The following is a 24,473-nucleotide window of genomic DNA, read 5'->3' as shown; positions in this document are numbered from 1 at the left end:
TCAATCCATTAATTCCGAAGGCGTGCCAGCCAGACCACTCATTCGTCTTGCTTCGGCAGCTGCAGCATCGAGAAATCGTCTGGATAGGTCTTTATCGTTCACAACGCGAGAAAGCGTAACGGCTCCAACCATGATGGAGAGCAGCGCCATGGCTCTGTCGCTTCTTTCTTGTGATGGTGTGCTTGTGAGCAGTTCATTGAGAACGGCCAGATGGCCTCGGATACCATCCTCGAAGGGAGCTTTCACATCCGGGCTTTGGCGTGCAACGTCGGCGCCAAGCGCCACTAGAGGGCATCCATCTCCGATTTCATCCCGATGGTCGAGGGAGAGATAGAGATTCAAAATCGCTTCCAATTGGACGACGTTGCCCGCAGCAGCGTCGGCCCACCTGCGAGTAGCGCCTTCCATCGCGCGGCGTGATGCTTTGGCCGCAAGATCATCCTTGGATTCGAACTGCTTATAAAATCCCCCCTGTGTCAGCCCGGCACCCTTCATCAAGTCCTTTAGTCCGATGCCATCAAATCCATGCTGCCGGAAAAGCCTGCTTGCAACATCGATCACTGTCTCGCGATTGGCTTCCGCCTGCGCTCGGCTGACTCTCATTTGCCGTCTCCTTTAGATTTCATTTGACATCTATAACAGGTTTAGATTTTAATCGCAATCTAAATAAATCGCATCTGTCCGTTTAGAAGGTCCACCTGCTATGAAGCGCAAACACGTTTTGACATTAGGCAGCGGCATTGCTGCATTGGGTGTCGCTGCGTTCATCTTATTTGAAGTCTCCGGCCATGAACGGACCGATGCCGATCCACGTACTGCACCATCGCTGGTTCGACTGGTCGCTGCACAGGCAGCCGGCACCCAGACGCGTTCATTTACCGGTACGGTCGAAGCAAGAATCCAGAGCAATCTCGGGTTTCGTGTGCCGGGGAAAATTGTTGAGCGCATGGTGGACGTCGGACAACAAGTCAGGGCTGGACAAGCCCTTATGCGCATTGATGAGACAGATTTGCAGTTGGCATTGACTGCGAAGCGAAATGCAGTTGATGCCGCACGGGCACTCCTCGTACAGGCTCAGGCGGACGAACGACGCTATGCGATTCTGGTTAGAAAAGGACTGGCAGCGACGCCACAGCGTTACGAACAGGCTAAGGCTGCTCTAGACACGGCTGCGGCTCAGCTATCAGCCGCAGAGGCAGAAGCCCGTGTTGCAGAAAACGAAGCCAGCTATTCGGTTCTTACCGCAGATGCTGACGGTACGGTCGTAAACACTCTGGGCGAACCGGGACAGGTTGTCGCCGCGGGTCAGACCGTGGTTCAACTTGCTCACAATGGTCCGCGTGAGGCAGTCGTCTGGTTGCCTGAGACATTGAGGCCCCAGCTCGGATCGGTTGCCAGAGCAAATATCTATGGAAATCGCGAAAGCGGCGGTAACGCGCGCCTTCGTCAGATATCGGATTCGGCAGACGCACAAACCCGAACCTATGAAGCGCGCTATGTGCTTGAAGGGGCCGCCGCGTCTGCGCCTCTTGGGTCAACGGTTACGGTCGAGGTTTCGGATAGCAGTCACGCCACTGGTATTTCTGTGCCCATCAGCGCCGTTCTGGACAACGGAAACAGAACTGGGGTGTGGGTCGTTAATTCGGCTACCTCCACAGTCCATCTGGTTCCGGTGACAATAGAAGAGGTAGGTCAGGAGAATGCTCTCGTCTCTGGTGTCGAAGCCGGACAGCAGATCGTTGCTCTCGGCGCGCACCTCCTCAACGAAGGTGACGCTGTTCGAACCGAGCAACAGTTGAAGGTAGCAAACCAATGAGCTTCAATCTGTCTGCATTAGCGGTGCGTGAGCGTGCCGTAACTCTCTTCTTCATCATATTGCTGGCGGCTGCAGGTGTTTACGCATTTCTCAGCCTTGGCCGTGCAGAAGACCCCTCATTTACGATCAAGACCTTGACCGTCACAGCGGTGTGGCCAGGCGCAACTTCACGAGAAATGCAGGATCTCGTCGCAGAACCGCTTGAAAAGCGATTACAGGAATTGACGTGGTATGATCGGGTCGAAACAGCAACGCGCCCCGGATACGCATATCTGACCGTTACGTTGAAAGACAACACGCCCGCAAGTGCAGTTGAGGAAGAGTTTTATCAGGCCCGCAAAAAGCTGGGTGACGAAGCGCGCAATCTGCCTGCAGGCATCTTTGGCCCCTTCGTCAACGACGAATATTCTGATGTCAGTTTCGCCCTTTATGCGCTGAAAGCCAAAGGAATGCCTATGCGCGACCTCGTGCGTCAGGCAGAAACAATTCGCCAGGATCTGCTGCACGTTCTGGGCGTCAAGAAAATCAATATCCTTGGCGAGCGTCCCGAGCAGATATTTGTCGAGTTTTCTTACGCGAAGCTGGCCACACTTGGTATCACAGCACAGGATATAGCGACGGCTTTGCAACGGCAAAATGCGGTCACGCCGGCAGGTTCCATCGATACACGCGGGCCTCAGGTGTTCATAAGATTTGATGGGGCCTACAGCAGCATCCAGTCTGTTGCTGAAACCCCGATTGTTGCAGCTGGACGTACATTAAAGCTGTCGGATATTGCAGAAGTAAGACGCGGCTATGAGGAACCGGCGACCTATCTGATCCGTCATCAGGGCGAACCCGCAATCATGCTCAGCGTGGTCATGCAGCAGGGATGGAACGGACTTGACCTTGGAAAGGTATTAGAAGATCGCTCGGCAACGATTGCGCAGTCTCTGCCTCTCGGGATGACGCTCGACAAGGTGAGCGATCAGGCGGTGAACATTGACGCTGCCGTCGGTGAATTCATGCTGAAATTTGCCATGGCACTTGGCGTGGTTCTCTTCGTCAGCCTCGTCAGTCTTGGTTGGCGGGTAGGAATCGTTGTTGCACTGGCTGTTCCGCTGACGCTGGCCGTGGTGTTCCTCATAATGCTGGAGACGGGCCGTTTTTTTGACCGTATCACGCTCGGTGCGCTCATTCTTGCGCTCGGTTTGCTTGTCGACGATGCCATCATCGCGATCGAGGTGATGGTCGTCAAGATGGAAGAAGGTATGGATCGTATCAAGGCTGCTGCCTATGCCTGGAGCCATACCGCTGCACCGATGCTGTCTGGCACACTCGTAACGATTATTGGCCTTATGCCTGTCGGCTTTGCGCGTTCAGCCGCGGGGGAATATGCCGGTAATATATTCTGGATTGTCGGTTTCGCTCTTATCGTGTCGTGGTTTGTCGCAGTTGTGTTCACGCCTTACCTTGGTGTGAAACTGCTTCCCGCAATCAGGCCGGTGGAAGGTGGACATCAGGCAATCTACAATACGCCAAACTATCGTCGCCTGCGGCAGACAATCGAGTTTGCCGTTCGTCATAAATACATGACCTGCGCGATCGTGAGTATATTTATGGCGCTCTCGGTTGTCGGTATGGGCGCCGTCAAACAGCAATTCTTTCCGACGTCCGATCGCCCCGAAGTTCTAGTCGAGATACGGATGCCGGAAGGTACCAGTATCGAGACAACAACGGCTACGGTTGAAAAACTGGAGCATTGGCTGAAGGATCAACCGGAAGCAAAGATTGTCACCAGCTATGTTGGGCAGGGTGCACCACGTTTCTTCTTCGCCATGGCTCCGGAATTGCCCGATCCTGCTTTTGCAAAAATAGTTGTTCTGACGCCGAATGCAGAAACGCGCGAGGAACTCAAACACCACCTTCGCGAAGCTATATCGCAGGGTCTTGCGCCGGAAACTTACGTACGTGTAACGCAGCTTGTTTTTGGCCCCTACACACCGTTTTCCGTTGAATTTCGCATCATCGGACCTGATCCGACAATACTGTACAGGATTTCGGAACAGGCGCTTGCGCTAATGAAGACAGTTCCAGATGTGCGTCAGCCCAATCGGGATTGGGGTAATCGCACGCCAGTCGTGCGCTTCATACCGGATCAAGACCGCCTGAAACTGATCGGCCTGTCACCGGTCGAAGCATCACAACAGTTGCAACTGCTTCTCAGCGGTCTTTCTGTGACGCAAGTTCGCGAAAACATCCGTGATGTGCCAGTCGTTGCAAGAAGCGCTGGACCGACCAGACTGGATCCATCTCGATTGGGAGACTTCTCACTCATGAGCCGAGACGGACGTCAGATTCCGCTCGATCAGATAGGTCATACGGAAATTCGAATGGAAGAGCCTATTTTAAAGCGTCGGGACCGGATGTCTGTTGTGACAGTTCGATCCGATATCAATGAAGCGACCCAGCCTCCAGAGGTTTCGCAGCAAGTCATGAAAGCGCTTCAGCCTTTGGTCGCATCGCTTCCTACTGGTTACCGCATTGAAATGGGCGGGAACATTGAGGAATCACTCAAGGCAAACGGGGCTCTCGTCAAGATTTTTCCGGCAATGATCGCGGCAATGCTGATCGTCATTATCCTGCAAGTCAGGAGTTTGTCGACGATGACGATGGTCATGTTGACTGCGCCGCTAGGACTTGCAGGCGTTGTCCCGGTTCTGCTGATCTTTAATCAACCCTTCGGTTTTAATGCCATCCTCGGTTTGATTGGTCTTGCGGGAATTTTAATGCGTAACACGCTAATTCTCACCGAACAGATTAAAGAAAATCAGGCTGCCGGTCTTGATGATTATCACGCCATCATCGAGGCGACTGTTCAGCGCACGCGGCCTGTTATCCTGACAGCACTTGCTGCCGTACTCGCCTTTATACCGCTGACCCATTCAGTGTTCTGGGGTTCAATGGCTTATACGCTGATTGGTGGAACAGCTGTCGGGACGGCGATGATCCTGCTCTTCCTTCCAGCTCTCTATGCGGCATGGTTCAAAATTAAGCCGTCGACGGAGGACACAGTAAAAGAAGCAGTTGTATCAACCAGGCCGTCAGCGCTCGCGGCTGAGTAAGGCATACCGGACAGTCATTTAGGCTTCTCCGGCAAGTTCGGAAAGGCAATCACCCCACACAGCCCTTCCGAAACGAGGCCCGGCACGTCCCCCAGCCGGGCCTCACTTTTGCCGACACGGGCCTTCGTATCCATCTCATTGATGTTCTTGACTGGCAATCTGAACATGAAGTGGCTGCACGTGCTGACGAAATGCTATTGCCAAGCTATTAACTTCATGCAGAGAAATGTGCCGCTCCCTAAGCCGGATCAGTTTTAGCAATCCAATTTGCTACCCTTACCAGTTCAGGGCGTACCGGCGGAGCCAGGGTGAGCCGCTGTGCGTCAGTGCGGCCTTGTTGACCAGCCCCTGTCAATCACGTGTGGCGCAAACTTGTCCGGCAGGGTGCATTGGTGGAGACGGCTTCAGAAGAGGAGGTGGTTCTGGCATGCCAGCTGAGCCTTGAAATATTCTATAACTCATCATATATGATGGAATAAGGTAATGTATTGGTTGTATATGAAGAATTGAGATGAGTTCGCCTAAAACCAGATCCGCCTTGGAACGGCTCGGTCACGATCTTCGTGGCGCACGACTTCGGCGCGGCATCGCCGTGGCTGATCTCGCCGCGCGCGCTGGCACGTCTGCCAGCACGATTGCCCGTCTCGAAAAGGGTGATGCCGGCACTGCGATCGGCACCTTGGCCAACGTACTTGTCGTGTTGGGCCTCATTGAGCGCCTCTCCGATCTGGTCGACATCCGAAAGGACGACCTCGGACTAGCATTGACGACAGAGCAGTTGCCTCAGCGGGGACGCTCCTTTGCTGCGAAGCTTCGCAAGCAAAAGGCAAAAGGCCAAACAGCCAAGATGGAAACGGATATCGTTGATCCGGACGGCGCGAGCTTCTGATGACGGATTTTCTCGCACACGTTGCCGTCGGCGAAGGCCTGACGCCTGTCGGTCAGTTGAGGTTCACCCAAGCCGGACCGCGCCAGTATTCAACCTTTTCCTATGACGCCGCCTGGATTGACAATCCGCGTGCCTTCGCCGTGCAACCGACCTTTCATCTGGAGGGGGGGCCTTACCATACATCGGGGCAGCCTGGACATACGCGTGACTCACTTGCTGGCGCCTTCGCCGACGCTGCTCCGGATAGTTGGGGGCGGAGACTCCTCGAACGAGCCTATGGGGCGGGCCTTTCCGAATTTGAATATCTCACTCTCTCCGACGATACTTGCCGGCAAGGGGCACTGCGGTTTCTCGATGAGAACGGGCAGATTATTCGCGGCAGCGCGGCAGACGCAGTGCCGCGCCTGGTCGATCTCGATACAATCACCATCATTGCTCGCGCCTATGAGCAAGGTCGGGTTATTTCCGCAGAAGATATGCAGATGCTTGCCGGCGCGGGTGGGTCGGGCGGTGCGCGCCCGAAGGCTAACGTCCGAGAAGGCGACACTCTTTGGCTTGCCAAATTTACCTCGGTATACGACCAACATCCGATTGAGCGCGTCGAGGTCGCGACGCTACGATTGGCTCGCGCGTGCGGCATTCGCACACCGGAAGTCAGGCTGGAGCTTGCCGACACTCCATTTCCGGTCGCTCTAATCCAACGCTTCGACAGGCGCGGCCTCGCCCGGATACCCTACATTTCCGCCAAGACCGCGTTGGGCAAGACCGGAGCCGAACTCGGTTCCTATACCGAAATCGTGGACTTCATGCGCGGTCATTCCCCTGACCCCGCGGCCGATTTCCGCGAACTCTTTGTCCGCATGGTCTTCACGATTCTTGTTTCGAACAAAGATGATCATTTGAAGAACCATGGGTTCATCTACACTGGCGCAGGGCGTTGGCGACTCTCTCCAGTCTTTGATGTCAACCCGGCTCCCGACCGCAATCCTCATCTTGAGACAGCCATCCTGGAGGGCGGTACACACGACCGTTCTATCCAGCTTGCCCTTGAAGCCTGCGAATTCTTTGAACTAACCGAGTACGATGCTCGCCAGATCATCCGAGAAACGGCCGAGAGAATCTCGAATGGATGGCGAGAGGCGCTCCGACAAGAAGGTGTCCTCGGAGCGCTGGCTCGCGACTACGAACCGGCTTTTGCCAATGACCAAACGAATGTCGCTCTCCAGATGTGAATTATCATATTTGATGGTAAATTCAATATAACTTATCAAATATGATTACTTAAAGAGTTGTGAGGCACGATTACGGGAGTGCCGATGTTTGCGATGCACTCGCGCCAACAAGCTTCTCGGCGTACCCCAACGTCCGACTTGCGTGCGGTTTTTGAGCCATGACGAGAGAGCGGGATCGTTGACGAGCGCAGCATTCAGCGCTGTGTCGCAATAGCCCGGTGAACTGCACCCCATTTCGACCAGACAGTCGGCATAAGCAGAAAGGCTCAAGCAGAGACTTGAGTATAGGCTTATGTCCAACGACTTCAGACACGTTGAATTGCTAACTGGCGATATCCGCCGCAGGAGGTGGACAACTGAGCAGAAACTGACAATCATTGAGCAAAGTTTCGAGCCAGGCGAGACGGTATCTTCGACCGCTCGCGGCCATGGCGTTGCGCCCAATCTGCTTTACCGGTGGTGCAGGCTTTTGAGCGAGGGAGGTGCTGCAGCGGTGGATTCTGACGAGCCAGTTGTCGGCAATTCGGAAGTAAAGAAGCTGCAAGAGCGCGTCCGTGAGTTGGAGCGCATGCTCGGCCGCGTTATCGAGGAACGAGCTGCCGGCAATCCTGATCTCGCGTTGAAGATCCGCGAGCGTATCTGGAGGTCGGTATTGGTCCCGATGCTGAAGTCTTCACCAAAAGCCAGCCTATGTCCGCGGTTGGCCATGGTGCCGAAGCAGGCCTGCATCCGATTTCAACTTGGAACAATCCCGAGCCGGAAGTGGTGCTGGCGGTCAACAGCCAGGGCCAGGTCAAGGGCGCGACGCTTGGGAATGACGTGAATTTGCGAGACGTCGAAGGCCGCTCCGCCTTGCTGCTTGGCAAGGCCAAGGACAATAATGCGTCCTGTTCGGTTGGCCCGTTCATCCGCCTGTTTGACGAAACTTATTCGATGGAAGATGTGCGCTCGGCGGAACTGGCGCTGAAGGTCGAAGGACCGGATGGCTATGTTCTCAACGGACGCAGCACCATGAAGGAAATCAGCCGTGATCCGCTGGATCTGGTTGCCCAGACGATTGGCAAGCACCATCAATACCCAGACGGCTTCGTGCTGTTTATGGGGACATTGTTTGCGCCCGTGGAAGACCGCGACACGCCGGGACAGGGCTTTACGCACAAGATCGGCGATGTGGTCACGATCTCCAATCCGCAGCTTGGCGCTCTCACCAACACAGTGCACCTGTCGACCGAATGTAGCCCATGGCGGTTCGGCTCGTCGCATCTGATGCGCAATCTCGCATCGCGTGGCCTGATTTGATTTGCCGCAAAACAACGAAGTAAAATCATCCGCTGATTATCAGCGGATGATTAAGTAATGCAGATAAACAAACGATTTGGCGCTGTTCGAAAGACTGGCGATCCGCTTCGTTCAAGCTGAGGGATCTGGCGTTTGCGAGTAACAACAAAGGCCGTTATGTTTATTGATAGCGACGAATGGTCGAAGCCTATTAATTTTTGGGCCGGGTGTGTCCTTTTCGCGTAAAGTAGCATCGCCTGATCCACGTCATTTTGCGGATTCGTTGGACCGCGGAGACAAATATTCAGAACCGCAGTTGTCTGTTCCTGTTCAAGTCAGGCTAGCATCGCGTGCAGTGTTACCAGGGCAGGGAAAATGTTTTGACGTTCGTGTAGGACTTCATCGCTTCGATGACGCCTTCCTTGTAGCCGTTGCCGGAATCTTTGATGCCGCCAAAGGGGCTCATTTCAATCCGATAGCCCGGCACTTCCCAGATGTTTACCGTGCCAACCTCAAGGCCGGCGATGTATTTCTGCATACGGCGAAAGTCATTGGTGCACACACCCGATGAGAGACCAAAGGCCGTTGAATTGGAAAGCGCAATAAGGTCGTCATCATCGTCAGGCGCCCGGATAATAGGGACGATTGGCCCGAAGGTTTCTTCCATCACGAGCTCGCTCGAATGTGGAACGCGGTCTATCACGATGGGCGGCAGAAGCGCGCCCTGTCGTCCTGGATGATAGAGGATATCAGCCCCTGCTTCGGCGGCCATATTGACACGCTTTTCAAAAAGGGATGCAGCCGCTTCGTGCACAACAGTGCCGAGCTGCGTTGCGCGGTCCGCGGGATCGCCGAACCTGATTGCTTTCGCTCGTTCCAGCACGAGCGGTACGAAACGTTCGGCCACACTTTCCTGACAAAGGATACGCTTGACGGCCGTGCAGCGCTGCCCGGAGTTTTTGGTTGCCCCTGCGACGGCGAGGTTCGCCGCCTTGGCGAGGTCGTCGTCCGAGAGGTCGTTGAGGATGATAAACGGGTCGTTGCCACCGAGTTCGAGGACCTGTCGTTTATACCCAGCCTTCGAAGCGATCGACTTGCCGACGGGAACGCCGCCGGTAAAGGTGATGAGGTCGATATTCGCGTTGGTAATCATTTCGTCGCCGATATCGCTTGGCCAGCCAGTGACTACGGAGAGCATTTCCGGTGGCAACCCTGCATCATAGAGGATATCTGCGAGCACCAACGCAGTCATTGGCGTCAGCTCAGTTGGTTTCAGCACCACGCAATTGTTAGTCGCAATTGCGGGCGCCACTTTGTGCGCGACCATATTGAGAGGATGATTAAAGGGAGTAATTGCCGATATCGTCTTCAAGGGCTCGCGGAAGGTAAAGATTTTGCGTGCCTTGCCATGTGGGGTGAGATCGCAGGAAAATATTTCTCCATCATCCCGGATGCACATTTGCCCTGAAAGTGTGAAAACGTCGAAGGCACGTCCCACCTCATAAAGCGAGTCCTGTTTGGAGATACCGAGTTCCAGTGTGATAAGGTCTGAAATCTCTTCCTTCCGGGCGGTTAATCGTTCTGCTGTGCCCAGAAGAATACGCTGACGTTCGTAACGCGTGAGTCTAGGTTTGTAATTGCCAGCAATCTCAAAAGCCAGGTGTGCGTGTTCGGCGCGACCTGCTGGCACAGTGCCAATTATGGTATCTGTGTAGGGATTCCGTACAGCGATGACATCATCGGCATCGACCTTCCTGCCTGCAATGCGCATCGGTTCATGGCGGACTTGGATTGCTCTATGTGAATGGGTCACGGCTGGGTCCTGTTTGATAAAGGGACGAGATGCATCAAGTCGGTTGGCCGGACTGAGCTGCTGCGGTCACGGCATAGTAGAAAGCATCAAAATTACGCAATGCAGGTGCATAGGGTTGGTCGGGTAAAACTCGGTTTGTCACAAAGGGCACAGCTTGTTCTGTCAGGCCGCCATGGGAGCGAAGCGGTTCATTGAGCGCCGCCAAATTGTGCCGATGTTCGCTGGTGCCGATTGTCTTGTTTTCCGATGAGAGCATGACGATGTCGCCCATGCGATCTTCAGGTAGTTCAAAGCTACGGCAGGCTTCTTCGCGACCAAGCACGAGATAAATGCCGTTGATAGCCCGCAGTCTGTTCATGATGGCTTCCCGATCTGCGCCGTCAGGCAGATAAGCGGTGGCGAAGGAACCTAGTGCGCCATGATGTACGACATAAGGGTCGGTAATTGGCAGAATAACGCGAGCGGCGTCCTTGCCAAGCCAATCGTCGAACAGATCCTGCACATAAACGACATCGGGCGATCCATCATCGTTGTGTTTGGGCTTCATACCGTGATCTGCCGTCACGACAATGGCAGCACCAAGCGCATCGAGTTGCGTCAGGTATTTGTCGAACATTTCATAGAAATCGTTCGCCTGCTTCACGCCCGGCGCATATTTGTGCTGCACATAATCCGTGGTCGTTAGATACATGATATCAGGATGGAACTCCTTGAGAAGCTTGACGCCCGCAGCAAAGACGAATTCAGAAAGTTCCGCTGAATAAACTTCGGGCACCGAACAGCCGAGCCATTTGGAAGCATTCTCGATACCGTTTGCTGCCTTCGTGGTTGTATCGGCCTTTTCCGAGGAGAAACAGACTGCGCGATTATCGTCATAAATCAGCCCGTGGCCAAGCAGTGCGCGCAACTTATCCTTTGCCGTAACTACGGCGACCTTGGCACCTGCATCGTAGAATGCCTTGAAGATCGTTGGAGCGCGGAGGAACTTGGGGTCGTTCATCATCACCTCTTCACCCGTGGTCGGATTGTAGAGATAATTGCCGCAAATGCCGTGTACGGCGGGTGGCCGGCCGGTGGCAATGGAAAGATTATTGGGATTGGTGAAACTGGGAATAACGCTGTTGGCAATCCGTACCGTGCCGGTCTGACGGATGCGCTCCAGCGTCGGCATCAGTCCGGCCGCAATCGCAGCGTCAAGATAAGCAGGCTCGCAGCCATCAAGACAGATTGCAATTGCGGGTACTTTCGGCCAGGGATAAACGCGACCGTTGGCGATGACATTAACAGGCGATATTTGGTTCACGACGAGGATTCCTTGTTGGATGACCCGACCGGCAAAACCGACCATTATTCTCTTCCCGCTATTCTTGAAGCAATTGTATTCATATGAAAAATTGCAATTATGTATCATATCGATAGAGAAGAGCTATGGTTTGCGGGTGCGAGCCTGTTACTTGCTATCCGGTAGATCCCCGCTCACGTAGGAGTGGGATAGGCAGCGGTAACGACGACGAGTTAATCTGCTTAAGTCCGCGCACAATTGATATGTATGTCACTTGTCTCAATATTTTTTGGCTTGCCGGGAATACAGCCGCTGAGCGGGTCTCGATGGTTGAGACCCGCCAACGCTCTCATGCGCCCTTTTTCTGTAAAGCGCTGAGAAGCGATCCGAGAAACAAGAGTATTGAGGGAAAGATGCATATTCTTGTTAAGCGGGGATGTAGGCCGACAGCTTTCGTGGCGTTCATCGGAAAACGCCATTTCTTGTCTACGCACTCTTCGCTCGAGAGCAGAAGATTTTTGGCCACGATACTGAGTATGGGGCGAAGGCGTAATCTAATTGTGTTTTCCAAACCTTCGCGCATCATATTGACGAGGAACTGGCGAGATGGCTCAGGATGTGAGGACGGATTTCATAAAGGCTTCGATCTTCGGCGAGTGTCGTCGTTCAAGCAGGCATGCAATACGGTATTCCGTTTGCACCTGAGCGTCGGAGAATCGAATAGTACCCAGGCGTGGATGGGCGACGAACTCAAAATCGGCAACCACACCGATACCAAGTCCGCGTTCAACGGCTTTCCAGACGCCTTCGCGGCTACCTATTTCAAGAAAGGGTTCAACTGCGATCCCCGCTTCAGCTGCTGCTCGCTCAAGGGCCCGGCGCGTTGTCGAGCCATTCTCACGTAAAATCATTGGCTGATTGGCGAGTTCGCTGATTGAAACATTTTCGCGCCCGTACCAGGGATGCTCGACGTTAACGAATACGACCACGTCGTGGGTACTGAACGGAAGCGAATAGATGCGTGGATCGTCCACCACATGTGCGAGAATTGCAATATCGGACTCAAGTTCAACTATGCGCTGGAGGGTCTGATCCGAGTTACCCAACAACATGCTGATATTGATTGCGGGATAGCGTGAGAGAAACCGCGCAACCATTTCAGTTGCATGGAACGGTCCAACTGCCGCCACACGCAGTTCGCCGGTTTCCAGCTTGCCGCTGCTTAGCAGGAGTTCTTCGGCCTCCTCATGTAAGCTCATGATCCGCTTCGTCACGTCGTATAGTGCAGCCCCTGTCTCGGAGAGCTCAATCCGTCGTCCTCGGCGTACAATCAGTTCAACGCCGTAGCGCTCCTCCAGCTCCTTCACCTGTATTGTCACCGTCGGCTGACTAACATTCAGCGCGCGCGCAGCCGCGGTAAAACCGCGACTTTCAGCAACGGCGTGGAAGGATCTCAGGTGCGTGAATACTATAGCCATAGTCTATGATAATCTGCCAAGATTTATATTGGTCAATAATTATAGACTTTGCCACGTTATATTCCACCCATTAATTTACGAACAGGAACTTCATAGTGTGGTCCTATCGAAATCCCGTTGATGTCCGTTTCGGCGCCGGTAGTTTTATAAAGTTGGTCGATGTGATTGGTGATCGCGCTTACGCCCTAATAACCTATGGCGATCCGTATTTTCATGAGCTTGCCAAACGTATTGAGAAGGTTGCAGGTGCGCCGGTCCTGATTATCGATGATATCGCGCCGAACCCCGATATCGCTCGTCTGGAAGTTCAAACGGCACGGTTTGCGGCCTTGTCGCGCCAGCCGGAAGTAATTGTCGCTCTCGGCGGTGGCTCGGTGATCGATTCGGCTAAGGTTTTTGCTGCCGCTCGTGGGCACTTTCCAACGATGGATGCCTATTTGAAGAAACGCGCTGACGCAAAAACCTTGTCTCCATGGCCTTTGATTGCCGTGCCGACGACAGCTGGCACAGGAAGTGAAGTCACCTGCTGGGGAACGGTATGGGACAATGCCGCTGGCCAGAAGTATTCGCTTGCTCATCCCGGGCTTTATCCTGAATATGCAATCGTTGATCCCGAACTGATGGTTGGCAAGCCTGCCGGTTTGACGGTCCAGACCGGATTGGACGCACTTTCGCATTCACTGGAAAGTCTTTGGAACCGGAGTGCAAATCCCGTTTCAATGGCGCATGCCGTCGCTGCTGCACGTGGTGTCCTGGCTGTCCTACCTCATCTTGTCAAAGACCTTTCCAATGTCGAACTGCGCGCACGGATGGCGCGGGCAGCAACGCTTGCCGGGTTTGCTTTCTCCAACACCAAAACGGCAATAGCACATTCGCTGTCTTATCCAATTACACTCCGGCACAGTGTTCCACACGGCATCGCCTGTTCATTTTCACTTCCCATGATTGTCCGCAGTGTAGCCGGAGAAGGCGGTATCTGTGCAGAAGGTCTTCATGCGATTTTCGGCACGGAGGTTCACAAGGCTGCCGATGAGTTGCAAGCGTTCCTCAACGGGTTGGGTGTTGAAACGGACTATCGTCATTACGGCATTGACGATGCTGAGTGGCGCGAACTGATTTCGTTTGCCTTCGATGGAGAGCGTGGCCAGAACTTTATCGGTAAACGAGAGGTTCTCCTTGCAATAGCTGACACCGAAGGAAGGCAATCGATGGCCATGGCATGACACTTCATCTCGCGCCATGAGCAAAAGGCTCACGGTGGTTGGGATTCATTTGTTTTGGGAGGAATAAATGATTTTGTTGAAACGCGCTGTCGCAGGTCTAGCTACGCTGGGTGCAGTAATCGCATACACAAGTACAGGGGCGCTTGCCGCTGACTGCAAGGACCCCGAGACCCTCGTTTTCTCCATTATTCCGACTGAGGAGACGACGCAGGAATTGGACATCTACAAGCCTCTCCTCGACAAGTTGAAGGAAACGACCGGTAAGCCTGTCGAATTCTTCATGCCTACGTCTTATGCGTCGGTCATCGAGGGAATGGTGAATGGCTGGGTCCATATCGGCGTCCACGGCCCGAATTCTTACGTACTTGCCAAGGAAAAAGATCCGGCACTCGAAGTCTTCGCGACCTACACTAAGTCAAAAGGCCATTTTCAGGAGGAAGGGCCAGGCTATCGTGCTGTCCTCCTAGTCAAAGCGGACTCCAAGCTCGACAGTATTGACGCTCTCAAGGGTACGATCGTCGGGCTTGCGGATCCTGCCAGCACTTCCGGTAACCTCTTACCGCGTATGGTCTTTGGTGAAAAAATCGGTACGGGTCCCGAATTGGAAAAGTACTTCTCCAAGGTCGTGTATACAGGCGGGCATGACCAGTCGGCTTTGGCCGTGAAGGAGGGGCGTGTCGACGACGCCTTCGTTGCCACGCACCGACTCGACAACGTCATAGACCGCGGACTTGCAGCGAAGGAGGATTTCCGCGTGCTCTGGGAGTCCGACATAATTCCTCAAGATCCTATGGTGTATCGCAGTGATCTTTGTGAGCCACTAAAAGCGTCGATCCGCGAAGCTTTCTTGACGTTACATGAAGATCCTGCGTCTGAACCGTTCTTCAAGGGTATCAATTCCACAAAGTTCGTCGCCATGAAGGACAGCGACTACGATATCATTCGAAAATTGGTCGCAGCCGAAAAGGCGGTGGGCCAGTGAAACACGAATCCAATATCACCAAGAGCCGCGCGACGCGCGGCTCCCTGGCCAGCGAGGCGACCATGGCGATACTGGAAGTCAAGGATCTCAAGGTCAGTTATTCAGCCTATGGCCCCAAAATTCTCAAGGGTATTAATTTCGCCGTAGACGGGGAGGACTTCTGCGCTGTCATTGGGCCAAGCGGTGCGGGAAAATCGACGCTTATCCGCTGTATCAATCGGCTCGTTGAGCCGACAGAAGGCGATATCGTGCTGTTCGGCCAATCGGTGCGACCTCTTTCCGGAAAGGCGTTACGCCATCTCCGGCGACGGGTCGGGATGATTTTCCAGGAGTTCAATCTGGTGAACCGTATGTCGGTGATGGATAATGTCCTTTCTGGCCGGCTGGGTTATACTGGTGCATTCCGCAGTTTTTTCAAAGTGTTTCCCCGCGAGGACATAGACCGGGCGCTGCATCTTCTGGAGCGTGTCGGGCTGCAGGATCACATCGACAAGCGGGCCGATGCGCTCTCGGGCGGGCAGCGGCAGCGCGTCGGCATCGCGCGTGCGTTGATGCAGAAGCCGGAAATCCTGCTGCTTGACGAGCCAACTTCAGCTCTCGACCCCAAAATCTCTCGCGACGTGATGCAGTTAATCAGGGAGCTGGCGAACGAATTCAAAGTGCCGGTGCTCTGCAATATTCATGATGTCCAGCTTGCATTGGAAACATGCAATCGCATCATCGGTATGCAGGACGGCTGCAAGAAATTTGATGGTCCATCAAGGGGCATGCGCAAGCAAGATCTGGACGAGATCTATGCTATGGAGGTCTTGTGATGACTGCTATCACTGCCTCAATCGGAGAGCATGGCTTTGGCGCCTGGGCCGCCCATAAACGCCGCCGTCGGACCAAGAACTGGTCCATCATCCTCGCAACAATAGTTGTCCTCTGCTGGTGTATACACGATACTATCCTGGCAGATACGGATTGGGCTCGTATGGGTGGTGCTCTTGGGATCATCGGTACGCTGGAACGCTTTTTCTGGATCGACTGGTCGCTTGCTCCAAAGCTGTTCATGCCCGCAGTCGAAACGCTAATGATGGCAACGCTGGGTACTTTGCTTGGCTGCGTTTTTTCTTTGCCTGTCGCTTGGTTCGGCGCTGCAAACGTCACTCCAGGAAAATACTTTTTCTACCCTCTCGGTCGGCTTCTGATGGTGCTTTCACGTTCGATACACGAGATCATCTGGGCGCTTCTTTTCGTTGGTGCAGTGGGTCTGGGGGCGCTTCCAGGCATATTGGCGGTTGCCATGCGCTCCATAGGCTTCATCTCCAAAATCACCGCTGAAGCGATCGAGAATATCGATCCGAAACCGGTGGAAGCTGTCCGTGCGGTCGGAGGCAATCAGTTCCAGGTTATGTATTATGGCATAGTGCCGCAGATTTTGCCTGTCATTATCGGCACCATCATCTTCGAGTGGGATATCAATATCCGCCGCTCTGCCATCATGGGACTCGTGGGTGCCGGTGGACTGGGGCTCGTGTTCTTCCGCCAGATGGCGATGTTCAATTATGGCGGAGTAACGTTGGTCGTGCTGGCAGTTCTGGCGCTCATTGCCGTTGGCGAAGTAGTTTCGCATTTCGCCCGCAAGGCAGTCATTTAGAAATCTCCGATTTACGCAAATAATCGGAACTTTTTAGGCCTTCAATCCTGATTTTTCGAAAGCGCTAAACTGCTTTCGATTGCGCTCCAAGGAGTTCAAATGGTGTTTGCATCGGCTCAAAGCGTCTCCGCCACTACACGCAGGTGGTCCCGCTACCGACATCCGCAATCGACCACCCGCTTTGCTGTGCTTCTGGCAGTACTGGTTTTCCTTGCGTGGTCGGTGGTTCTGCTCAATATTGATATCACTCGCGTTCTTGGAGCTTTTCCACGACTAGCAGAAATTCTCGCGACGCGATATTTTCCGCCAGATATGAGTTATGTCTCCGACACGGATTTTCTCCGCTCGGTGCTGCACACTTTGCAAATGTCATTGCTTGGTGGCTTCTTTGGTGTGGTCATGTCAATTCCGCTCGCATGGCTTGCGGCGCGCAACATCACATTGAACAAGCGTATCGCATATCCTCTGGGTCGGGCAGCGATTATCGGAAGTCGCTCTATTCACGAAACTATCTGGACAATCCTCTTCGTTACGGTGCTTGGTTTTGGCATGCTGGCAGGGACTCTGGCGCTCACCGTGTTCTGCGTTGGCTTTGCAGGAAAACTATTTGCCGATGAGCTTGAAGCTATTGATATGGGGCCGGTTGAAGCGATCCGTTCAGCCGGGGGAAGTCCGCTGCAGGTATTTCAATACGCAGTTCTACCGCAGGTGCGGGTCGCTTTCACAGGTATTGCCATCTACACGTGGGACGTGGCGTTTCGGGCTGCCACAGTGGTCGGCTTCTTTGGAGGCGGAGGAATGGGATGGTATTTGAAGCGCACGACCCAGCAACTCGAATCCGCGCGTGTCGCGGCTATTCTGCTGGTCATTATCGGCCTGGTTCTGGTTGCCGAGATTGGGTCTGGCTGGTTGAGAAAGAGAATCGCACGGATGCGTTGATGTTGGCATAAGTTAGATGTTTAGTCCCGGCATTTTGTGACCTCGACATAGGCGGCTTCGAATAGAATGCACCGACAATCATACGGACAAAATGAGTTTAATAGCGGCGCAGTTCATGTAGATCGCTCTTAGTCGAACGCGATGGCGATCACTACGTTCGGGGATCAATACATGCAACTTTTCTACAATCACGCTGGTTTTCGGTTGCGGCAAACCGAAGCTGTCGCGTTAAACGAGCTCGCGCCCTCATGCACGAAACGTCTCAAAGCATAAGGTTTGACATCGCCGTTTACCTTGGTGCTTAAGTTTCAAAGCAACGGATTTCCATCATAATTATAGGATTAACCACGTTAATCTATGTTAGTCTGATATAATAATCATATTCAGACTTGATTTCAAAATATAAACCAAAGATTAGTTGGCTCTGTGCCCATCATTTATGGTAAGGTATATGGCTAAAGTATTTCGTTGAATTAGAGGGTTTTCATAATTTTATTTGGCGTATCCATCCTTCGATCAAAATTTCGGAGCCGTGGAGAAGATCTCCGGTGATTGGAGAAACGGAGCCTGCAGTGTCAACCAAGAATGAAAAAATACCGCGTGTAGTGCGAAAGCGCCCGACGATGATTATCGTGGCCAGACACACCCTCGCGCGCACATGCATCGTAAAATTCCTCGAATACGAACTTGCCGGATGGGATTTTCTTGGTGTGGGTTCAATAACAGAACTGGCCAAAGCAAGTGGGCGTGACGTAGCTCTGATCGCGTTAGATTTAGCTGGAAGGGCAATGGATAACACCACCTTTCTAGAAGATCTCCTTACGGTTGAGTACCATTTTCAAGGGGCGTCGATTGCCCTTTTCTCTAATAGCGACGATGTTCTGATGGAGTCGCAAGCGATCAAAATGGGGGTGCGAGGCGTCTTTACGCCATCTCTTCCGATAGAAATCGCCCTGGCTGGCATTCGGCTGGTGCTAGCGGGAGGAATTTTCTGTCCACATCCGCTTGGCGCTCAGGGAACTAACCAGGAAACGATCTCCATTAGGGGCAATTTGGAAGCAGAATTAGCAGAAGATGCAGTCATTCCTATCAACTACAGTTCTCATCAACCGGCCATTGCCGGATTTACGCCTCGGGAAGTTGATGTCCTGGCCGAGCTACAACACGGTCATTCAAACAAGATCATTGCTGAGAAACTCAATCTATCTGACAACACAGTGAAGATGCACTTACAGCATATTATGCGTAAGTTGCGCGTTCAGAATCGAACCGAGGTCGTCCTATCGCTTGGTGCGAAAGTAGCTTTCAATGGAAGCGCTGTTCAATAGGCGCAGGTCGTTTAGTTTTCGCGAAAAGCACGGTGAAAGCTGTCCAACAATGGTCTGACCGCATAAAGTGCAACGCTGCTTTCTCCGGTTTCAATCAAAGCCTGTACCGGCATTCCGGGGATCATTTCCACGTCTCCTGCCTGCAGCAGTTCATCATCGGTCACACGGATCGTCGCAGCGTAATATGGCTGTCCTGTCATTTTATCGAGGAGTCGGTCGGCGGACACATAGATTACTTTGCCATTTAGAAGGGGCACGCGCCTCTGATCATAAGGCAAAAGATGCACCTGTGCGTTCAAGCCAGCGCGCACGACGTTAATGTCTTCGGGTCGAACATGAGCCGAAACAATCATGTTACCGTCCTGTGGCACCAGATCGAGCAACGGCTCGCCTGCACCGATAACGCCGCCCGTCGTGTGAATACGTAAATCCATGACAATCCCATTTTCGGGTGCCTTGATTTCCGTTCGGATTAGTTGATCATTGATTGCGCGGTACCGTTCGCTTAACAGGAAAAGCTGGTTCTCGGTCTCACGCAGTTCTTTTGCGATTTCATTTTGCCGATCGCTCTCCAGCTTCACGAGATTGGCCCGGGCTTCATTGATTACCTGATAAGCGCGAGACATTTGAGCAGTGGTTTCTCCTAATTGTCCGTCAAGATCCGCTTTCTCGCGTGCGAGATTCAGCACGCTCGTTTTGCGTTCGAGCCCCTTTTTTACAAGCGGGTTTATCATGTCCAATTGCTGTCGCGTGATCTCTATGCGCGAAGACAGGGCCATTTTTTGTGCCGCCAAACCGGCAATTTCCTCCTTCACTTGCCCCATTTTTTCGTGGGTTATGGCAATTTCGGATCGATAGACATCGCGACGTGCTTCGAATATTCTTCGCTGCCCAACGACGATCGCGTTCACTGCCGGGTTGTGCGGAGCAAGTTGTTCCAACTCCGGGGGAAACGCGAGTTGCATCTCGTTTGCCTGTTCGGCGACAAGTCGAGCGCGGCTCGCCTGTGCGTCCCACAGCTGTCCCTGAATGCCAACTAGTTCCGTTCTTGGTTTTGTGTCGTCCAGCTTGATTAGTACCTGGCCGTTAGAAACCAGATCCCCGTTGTGGGCATAGATCTGCTGAACGATACCGCCTTCCAAATGCTGAATGGTTTTGCGGCTGGTTTCCGCTTCAACAACACCCACCGCGACTGCCGCACTTTTAAGCGGTGCCAAAATCGCCCATACTCCGAAGCCTGCAACGAAGATCAATACGAGCATGTTTCCTGTCCATGCCACTCCGCGCAGCCGCGGTCGTGAAGTCAGCGGCGCTGGCAAAGTATTTTTCCGACGCGGTAGTGCCGGAGGAGACGGAAGCTTCAGCTGCATCATTCGCAAGGAGAGCAGGTCCCGTGAATACTTAAATGCATTCGCTACCTTCATTGGAAGTTCGAAATGGACAAGGGTCATCACGAAGCGCCCCTTACAGTCCGGTTTTCGCGGGTACGCGAAGGAAAGCATCGAAGATTTTTTCGCTATCTCCGAAAGCGCTTACCGTACCGTCGCGCATTACGGCGATTTTGTCGGTCACGGGCAGTATGCCCATTCGATGCGTAATGATCACAATGGTAATCTGCCTGCACTTCATACGCTCGATGGCGCCGAACAACAGCCGCTCGCCTTCATAGTCGAGACTTGAGTTCGGATCATCCAGTACCACAAGGGGGGGATTGCCATAGGCTGCACGCGCAAGCCCCAATTGCTGGCGTTGTGCCCGTAGAAGCAACGCGCCACCTTCGCCGATATCGGTTTCGTAGCCCTGGGGCAATCGCATGATTGCCTCATGCAATCCGACGAGCTTGGCGGCCTCGATGACCTTTTGCGGATCCGAGCCATCGAGCCGCCCGATGACGTCTTTGATCGCACCGCCGAAGAGTTCAATATCCTGCGGAAGATAGCCGATATGCCGGACGTTGTCGCAATGGCGAAGCAGTGAAATATCGATGCCGCCCAAAAGAGCGCATCCGCACGTGGGTCGCGAAACGCCGGCCAAAATTCGCCCAAGGGTGGATTTTCCCGATCCGGACGGGCCGATCAAGGCAACACAATCACCTGGAGCGACTTGAAATGAAACGCCTCGCAGAATGAACCGGTCCGATGAAGGGAGCCTATAGCTAACATTGTCGAGGACGAGCTGGCCTTTGGGTTCCGGTAACAGAATGGTTCGCATATTCTCTCCGGGCGCAACTATTGTGAGCATCTTGTTCAGGCGGTTGAATGCGCCGCGTGCAAAGGCGAGGGCTCGCCATGCGCCTATGGCTCCTTCTACAGGTGCCAGTCCACGCCCCAGCAACAGGCTGGCGACGAAAATAATCCCGGGATTGCTGTTGTTCTGGAGTACGAGCCATGTCGCGGTTCCCATCATCACAATCTGGGTCAGCGCACGTAGTGACTTCGAAAATGCCAGAAGCACTTCCGTCCTTCGCGCCACACCGTCCTGAGCTGTCCTGACGGCTTCTGCATCCCTATAAATGAGGTGAGCCGCACCCTGTTGCATTCCCATAGCGCGGATTACGCCGATGTATTTGAGCGCCATTGTGAAACGAGAATAACTTCGTGCCTGCGCAATGTTTGCCTGTTCACTCAACTCGCGTGTCACGAACTCATTCAATAAAGCCAAAAGCAGCAGGCATAATGCACTGCCCAGTCCGATAAATCCGAGCAGCGGATGAACCAGAAAAAGCAACACAAGAAAAACTGGAGCCCAAGGAACATCGAACAGCAACGCACATGATGGTGAATCCAGAAACTGGCGCAAGACGGAAAGGTCACGATAATTTTCAGCGGCCATTCCGGCGTCGGCGCGCGCCGCGTATTCGAACGACGCATTCATCACGATAGGCCGTAATTGGCGGTCGACCCAGCTACCGATCCGGGAAAGCGCGGCACGACGTACGATATCGAGCAGAGAACCGACAATAACTGCAATCGCGATGATGATAGTCAGCATCACCAAGGTATCGACGCTGCGGCTCGACAGAACACGGTCATAGATCTGAAGAAGATAGATGGAGGGGGCGAGCAGAAAAATATTGTAACCGCAACTATAGGCGAAAACCAAGCCGAAGGCACCGGTACACCGACGCAGGGCAGCGACCAATGGAGTCACCGTATAGCGTGCTTGCGTAAATGCCGCCGTCATCGGCCCGCCTCCATCGATATCTCCGATGTTAGAGCGCGCTTCGATCTGATTGAACCAGATCGGTGCTCTAAGCATTTGTTTTAATGTGCATCTTTTCTGAAAACCGCTTCGCGCTTTCCGGGATGCGCTCTAACGTACGCTCACGATGCCCGTCAGCCAGTTGGAAATATGTGGGAAAAATGGGAGGCAACGACCTCAGTCGCTGCTCCCAAATCAAGCTTTTCGATTACCCGACAAAACCAACCGCCAGTCAGAGTGGCAGGTGGCTTAGATCGATATCGTGAAAATTGTCGTTAAAGCTGTCGACAAAGCTCGCAATATCGTTGGTCGTGGTGGTCGTTGTCGTCGTTTCCGGGTTCGAATGCACAAGCGCAGAGGAAATATCACCTCCACGAGCCATGTTCCCGTCTCCGCCGTTGCCACCGACACCCGCAAGGATCGTCGCGTGTTGGTCGGCCAGAAGTTCGGTATATTGAACGGCGCTGGTATCCGCCTGACCGGCTGCTACATTGCCGCCGCTTGAAGAACCCAGACTGCCGTTGGAGTTCGCGTCGCCGCCGGCTCCGCCGTCGCCATTATTGGTGATATTGGCAAGAAAGCCATTGGCTGCATCGGCTCCACCACCGTCTCCCGCATGACCTGCATCCCAGGTTGCGTTTAACCACGGGGAATCGCCACTATGCACATCTACAGCTGCGCCTGTTACGCTTTGCGTATTGGCCACGACCGCACTGGGATTGTAGTTGATATTCCCATAATTATAGCCGTCAGCACCGTTACCGGCATTCGCATCGCCTGCGTAAACGTCACTGAGATGAATTGTGTCGGAAACACTCGGAATAGGCATCGTCTAAGTCCTCCCTGTTATGGCCCCGGCCCTGTTTCGGATTGAACACCGGTCTTGGCAGTCCGCATTTCCAGATGAGACATTGGCAAAATACCGCTACCGACCGTGTTCAAAGAGTGCGCGTGTTGATGCTGCGGAACTAGCTAGAAATTCGGGTACCTACTTTAGGGTGGGGGCGGATGGCACCTATCAAGTGGGCACGTATCAAACGTGAAGAAGAGCAAGAATATCATTCGCGAGAAGCGCATCATGGCTGGCGTCGGTCAGATTATCGTGCCCGCCCGAACCACCGATCCCGGCAATCTGCAGAGCATGCTGATCGACAAGCAGATGGTCTATCTGCTGGGCGTCGGCGGTTCCACCAGCGGGAACTGCAATATTGATCGGGTGGAAATAGCCGATACTCACATCCACCTGGTTGCCGGCGAAAACACCGTCTCCACCGCTTCCCGAGGCCGTACTGCCGGTAAAAATTGTGTCCGAGGCCATGTTGAAGCCACCGCCATTGCCGCCGATTCCGGCAATCTGCGTGCCGCCCTGATCAAAAATCACATTGTTTGTCTGGTGGGCGTCTGCATTGCCGCCAGCGGCAGCGACAGCAATATTGATGGGCGAGAAAATTGCAACATTCACATCGATCATGGTACCAGCAAAGATACCCGCTCCGCCGTGCCCGGCGTAATTGTCACCGGTGAAAAGATAGGTGGGTCCTGTGTCTGTATGTATTGGAGAGACGGATCCGGCGAGGTTATGGTCTCCGCCTGAGCCGCCGATACCTGCCATCTGGTCCGCGCCTTGCAGGAAGGCCGCATTGTTGGTCTGGTTGGCGGATGCGATGGAACCAGACCCACCCGCGACCGCAGTATTGACCGGAGCAAAGACGGCCACATCGGAACTGACCAGTCCACCAAAAAAAACACCGTTGCCACCGCTTCCCGCGTGATTGGAGGTTGCACCTTCGGTCCCGCCGATCACAGCATTACCGTTTCCTCCGTCGCCGCCCAATCCTGCCATCTCAACGACATGCTGGTTGATCAACGCATTGTTGAACTGATCTGCGCCAACCTCGGCGCCCGGCCCGGCAATGGCAGTATTCGACGGAACGAATATGGCAGAAGCGTCGCTGCTGATGACGCCAACGCTAAGGCCCATTCCACCACTTCCGGCGGAATTACCGGTTGCACCTGATGCTACATCGAAAGGGAGCCACGTCGGCACGAGCGCCAGATGTCCGGCGGTGGAGCCTAAAGATGTGGCTTGGACGCCGCCGACATTGAGGGTCTCATTGGATATGGGACGCAGATCATTCATCACCATTTCTCCTCGCAAGCGTCCAATCCTCGATGGTATTGAGAATTTTTCGGCTCATACCAAGGCGCTTAGATGCTGACGCATCACGCCTTGAAGAAGTTCAATCGCCACTCGGGCTTAACCAAA

19 protein-coding genes and 1 pseudogene are annotated in these 24,473 nt (G+C 53.6%); 11 read left to right on the top strand and 9 right to left on the bottom strand.

Going from position 1 to position 24,473, the window contains the following annotated elements:
- Positions 1 to 603: a TetR/AcrR family transcriptional regulator gene (locus CQZ93_RS14435; RefSeq protein WP_105543373.1), complete on the bottom strand. Its 603-nt coding sequence runs from the start codon at positions 601 to 603 to the stop codon at positions 1 to 3.
- A gap of 100 nt (positions 604 to 703) precedes the next feature.
- Here CQZ93_RS14435 and CQZ93_RS14430 point away from each other — a divergent pair, with 100 nt between their 5' ends.
- Together CQZ93_RS14430 and CQZ93_RS14425 are read left to right on the top strand one after the other, a co-directional pair.
- Positions 704 to 1,816, top strand: a complete 1,113-nt coding sequence (locus CQZ93_RS14430) for an efflux RND transporter periplasmic adaptor subunit (protein WP_105543372.1) — start codon at positions 704 to 706, stop codon at positions 1,814 to 1,816.
- Positions 1,813 to 4,920 (top strand): efflux RND transporter permease subunit, encoded by a 3,108-nt coding sequence (locus tag CQZ93_RS14425; protein ID WP_105543371.1) that lies wholly within the window; start codon positions 1,813 to 1,815, stop codon positions 4,918 to 4,920. The genes CQZ93_RS14430 and CQZ93_RS14425 overlap by 4 nt, the downstream gene beginning before the upstream one ends.
- A 14-nt stretch (positions 4,921 to 4,934) precedes the next feature.
- On the opposite strand, the gene CQZ93_RS26660 is transcribed toward CQZ93_RS14425, so the two are convergent.
- Positions 4,935 to 5,087, bottom strand: coding sequence for a hypothetical protein (locus CQZ93_RS26660; RefSeq protein WP_181153391.1), 153 nt, complete (start codon positions 5,085 to 5,087; stop codon positions 4,935 to 4,937).
- Positions 5,088 to 5,431: 344 nt separating this feature from the next.
- Here CQZ93_RS26660 and CQZ93_RS14420 point away from each other — a divergent pair, with 344 nt between their 5' ends.
- The 3 genes and pseudogenes from CQZ93_RS14420 (at position 5,432) to CQZ93_RS14410 (ending at position 8,340) form a co-directional block, all read left to right on the top strand.
- The gene (locus tag CQZ93_RS14420) at positions 5,432 to 5,809 is read left to right on the top strand and encodes a helix-turn-helix domain-containing protein (RefSeq protein WP_105543370.1); all 378 of its coding nucleotides are present in this window, start codon (positions 5,432 to 5,434) and stop codon (positions 5,807 to 5,809) included.
- A complete protein-coding gene (locus CQZ93_RS14415) occupies positions 5,809 to 7,041 on the top strand; it encodes a type II toxin-antitoxin system HipA family toxin (protein WP_105543369.1) in 1,233 nt (410 codons plus the stop codon). The genes CQZ93_RS14420 and CQZ93_RS14415 overlap by 1 nt, the downstream gene beginning before the upstream one ends.
- Before the next feature lie 292 nt (positions 7,042 to 7,333).
- A pseudogene (locus tag CQZ93_RS14410) lies at positions 7,334 to 8,340 on the top strand (transposase).
- A 337-nt stretch (positions 8,341 to 8,677) separates the two neighbouring features.
- Here CQZ93_RS14410 and phnY read toward each other — a convergent pair.
- The 3 genes from phnY to CQZ93_RS14395 form a co-directional block, all read right to left on the bottom strand.
- The gene (gene phnY, locus CQZ93_RS14405) at positions 8,678 to 10,132 is read right to left on the bottom strand and encodes a phosphonoacetaldehyde dehydrogenase (protein WP_286153574.1); all 1,455 of its coding nucleotides are present in this window, start codon (positions 10,130 to 10,132) and stop codon (positions 8,678 to 8,680) included.
- Positions 10,133 to 10,166: 34 nt separating this feature from the next.
- Positions 10,167 to 11,435 (bottom strand): phosphonoacetate hydrolase, encoded by a 1,269-nt coding sequence (gene phnA, locus CQZ93_RS14400; RefSeq protein WP_105545140.1) that lies wholly within the window; start codon positions 11,433 to 11,435, stop codon positions 10,167 to 10,169.
- 590 nt (positions 11,436 to 12,025) lie between these two features.
- Entirely contained in the window at positions 12,026 to 12,892 is an 867-nt protein-coding gene (locus CQZ93_RS14395; protein WP_105543367.1) for a LysR substrate-binding domain-containing protein, read from the bottom strand.
- Positions 12,893 to 12,987: 95 nt separating this feature from the next.
- Between CQZ93_RS14395 and CQZ93_RS14390 the strand changes: the two genes are divergently transcribed.
- The 6 genes from CQZ93_RS14390 to CQZ93_RS14365 all read left to right on the top strand — a co-directional run bounded on the left by CQZ93_RS14390 (position 12,988) and on the right by CQZ93_RS14365 (position 19,006).
- The gene (locus CQZ93_RS14390; RefSeq protein WP_286153571.1) at positions 12,988 to 14,115 is read left to right on the top strand and encodes a phosphonoacetaldehyde reductase; all 1,128 of its coding nucleotides are present in this window, start codon (positions 12,988 to 12,990) and stop codon (positions 14,113 to 14,115) included.
- 67 nt (positions 14,116 to 14,182) lie between these two features.
- Entirely contained in the window at positions 14,183 to 15,097 is a 915-nt protein-coding gene (locus CQZ93_RS14385; RefSeq protein WP_105543365.1) for a phosphate/phosphite/phosphonate ABC transporter substrate-binding protein, read from the top strand.
- Entirely contained in the window at positions 15,094 to 15,912 is an 819-nt protein-coding gene (phnC, locus tag CQZ93_RS14380) for a phosphonate ABC transporter ATP-binding protein (RefSeq protein ID WP_286153567.1), read from the top strand. The genes CQZ93_RS14385 and phnC overlap by 4 nt, the downstream gene beginning before the upstream one ends.
- Positions 15,912 to 16,739, top strand: coding sequence for a phosphonate ABC transporter, permease protein PhnE (phnE, locus tag CQZ93_RS14375; protein ID WP_105543364.1), 828 nt, complete (start codon positions 15,912 to 15,914; stop codon positions 16,737 to 16,739). The genes phnC and phnE (CQZ93_RS14375) overlap by 1 nt, the downstream gene beginning before the upstream one ends.
- A 99-nt stretch (positions 16,740 to 16,838) precedes the next feature.
- Positions 16,839 to 17,678: a phosphonate ABC transporter, permease protein PhnE gene (phnE, locus tag CQZ93_RS14370; RefSeq protein ID WP_105543363.1), complete on the top strand. Its 840-nt coding sequence runs from the start codon at positions 16,839 to 16,841 to the stop codon at positions 17,676 to 17,678.
- A 572-nt stretch (positions 17,679 to 18,250) separates the two neighbouring features.
- Positions 18,251 to 19,006: a response regulator transcription factor gene (locus tag CQZ93_RS14365; protein ID WP_422616098.1), complete on the top strand. Its 756-nt coding sequence runs from the start codon at positions 18,251 to 18,253 to the stop codon at positions 19,004 to 19,006.
- 11 nt (positions 19,007 to 19,017) lie between these two features.
- On the opposite strand, the gene CQZ93_RS14360 is transcribed toward CQZ93_RS14365, so the two are convergent.
- The 4 genes from CQZ93_RS14360 to CQZ93_RS14345 all read right to left on the bottom strand — a co-directional run bounded on the left by CQZ93_RS14360 (position 19,018) and on the right by CQZ93_RS14345 (position 24,347).
- Positions 19,018 to 20,457 (bottom strand): HlyD family type I secretion periplasmic adaptor subunit, encoded by a 1,440-nt coding sequence (locus CQZ93_RS14360; RefSeq protein ID WP_105543361.1) that lies wholly within the window; start codon positions 20,455 to 20,457, stop codon positions 19,018 to 19,020.
- 13 nt (positions 20,458 to 20,470) lie between these two features.
- Positions 20,471 to 22,189, bottom strand: coding sequence for a type I secretion system permease/ATPase (locus CQZ93_RS14355; protein ID WP_105545138.1), 1,719 nt, complete (start codon positions 22,187 to 22,189; stop codon positions 20,471 to 20,473).
- A 250-nt stretch (positions 22,190 to 22,439) separates the two neighbouring features.
- On the bottom strand, positions 22,440 to 23,036 hold the full coding sequence (locus CQZ93_RS14350; RefSeq protein ID WP_105543360.1) for a PE-PGRS family protein: 597 nt from the start codon (positions 23,034 to 23,036) through the stop codon (positions 22,440 to 22,442).
- 204 nt (positions 23,037 to 23,240) lie between these two features.
- The gene (locus tag CQZ93_RS14345; RefSeq protein ID WP_105543359.1) at positions 23,241 to 24,347 is read right to left on the bottom strand and encodes a hypothetical protein; all 1,107 of its coding nucleotides are present in this window, start codon (positions 24,345 to 24,347) and stop codon (positions 23,241 to 23,243) included.
- Between the last annotated feature and the right edge of the window lie 126 nt (positions 24,348 to 24,473).

The sequence above is a fragment of the Ochrobactrum vermis genome, assembly GCF_002975205.1.
Lineage (GTDB): Bacteria > Pseudomonadota > Alphaproteobacteria > Rhizobiales > Rhizobiaceae > Brucella > Brucella vermis.
This window is presented reverse-complemented; position numbering and strand designations above follow the sequence as displayed.

What these genes read in the sequence shown, in the direction of transcription:
- CQZ93_RS26660 (WP_181153391.1), bottom strand. Translation starts at nt 5,087, where the DNA reads ATGTTCAGATTGCCAGTCAAGAACATCAATGAGATGGATACGAAGGCC.
- CQZ93_RS14355 (WP_105545138.1), bottom strand. Translation starts at nt 22,189, where the DNA reads ATGACGGCGGCATTTACGCAAGCACGCTATACGGTGACTCCATTGGTC.
- CQZ93_RS14345 (WP_105543359.1), bottom strand. Translation starts at nt 24,347, where the DNA reads ATGAATGATCTGCGTCCCATATCCAATGAGACCCTCAATGTCGGCGGC.
- CQZ93_RS14425 (WP_105543371.1), top strand. Translation starts at nt 1,813, where the DNA reads ATGAGCTTCAATCTGTCTGCATTAGCGGTGCGTGAGCGTGCCGTAACT.
- CQZ93_RS14415 (WP_105543369.1), top strand. Translation starts at nt 5,809, where the DNA reads ATGACGGATTTTCTCGCACACGTTGCCGTCGGCGAAGGCCTGACGCCT.
- CQZ93_RS14435 (WP_105543373.1), bottom strand. Translation starts at nt 603, where the DNA reads ATGAGAGTCAGCCGAGCGCAGGCGGAAGCCAATCGCGAGACAGTGATC.
- phnE (WP_105543363.1), top strand. Translation starts at nt 16,839, where the DNA reads ATGGTGTTTGCATCGGCTCAAAGCGTCTCCGCCACTACACGCAGGTGG.
- CQZ93_RS14430 (WP_105543372.1), top strand. Translation starts at nt 704, where the DNA reads ATGAAGCGCAAACACGTTTTGACATTAGGCAGCGGCATTGCTGCATTG.
- CQZ93_RS14360 (WP_105543361.1), bottom strand. Translation starts at nt 20,457, where the DNA reads ATGACCCTTGTCCATTTCGAACTTCCAATGAAGGTAGCGAATGCATTT.
- CQZ93_RS14350 (WP_105543360.1), bottom strand. Translation starts at nt 23,036, where the DNA reads ATGCCTATTCCGAGTGTTTCCGACACAATTCATCTCAGTGACGTTTAC.
- CQZ93_RS14385 (WP_105543365.1), top strand. Translation starts at nt 14,183, where the DNA reads ATGATTTTGTTGAAACGCGCTGTCGCAGGTCTAGCTACGCTGGGTGCA.
- CQZ93_RS14395 (WP_105543367.1), bottom strand. Translation starts at nt 12,892, where the DNA reads ATGGCTATAGTATTCACGCACCTGAGATCCTTCCACGCCGTTGCTGAA.
- CQZ93_RS14420 (WP_105543370.1), top strand. Translation starts at nt 5,432, where the DNA reads ATGAGTTCGCCTAAAACCAGATCCGCCTTGGAACGGCTCGGTCACGAT.
- phnE (WP_105543364.1), top strand. Translation starts at nt 15,912, where the DNA reads ATGACTGCTATCACTGCCTCAATCGGAGAGCATGGCTTTGGCGCCTGG.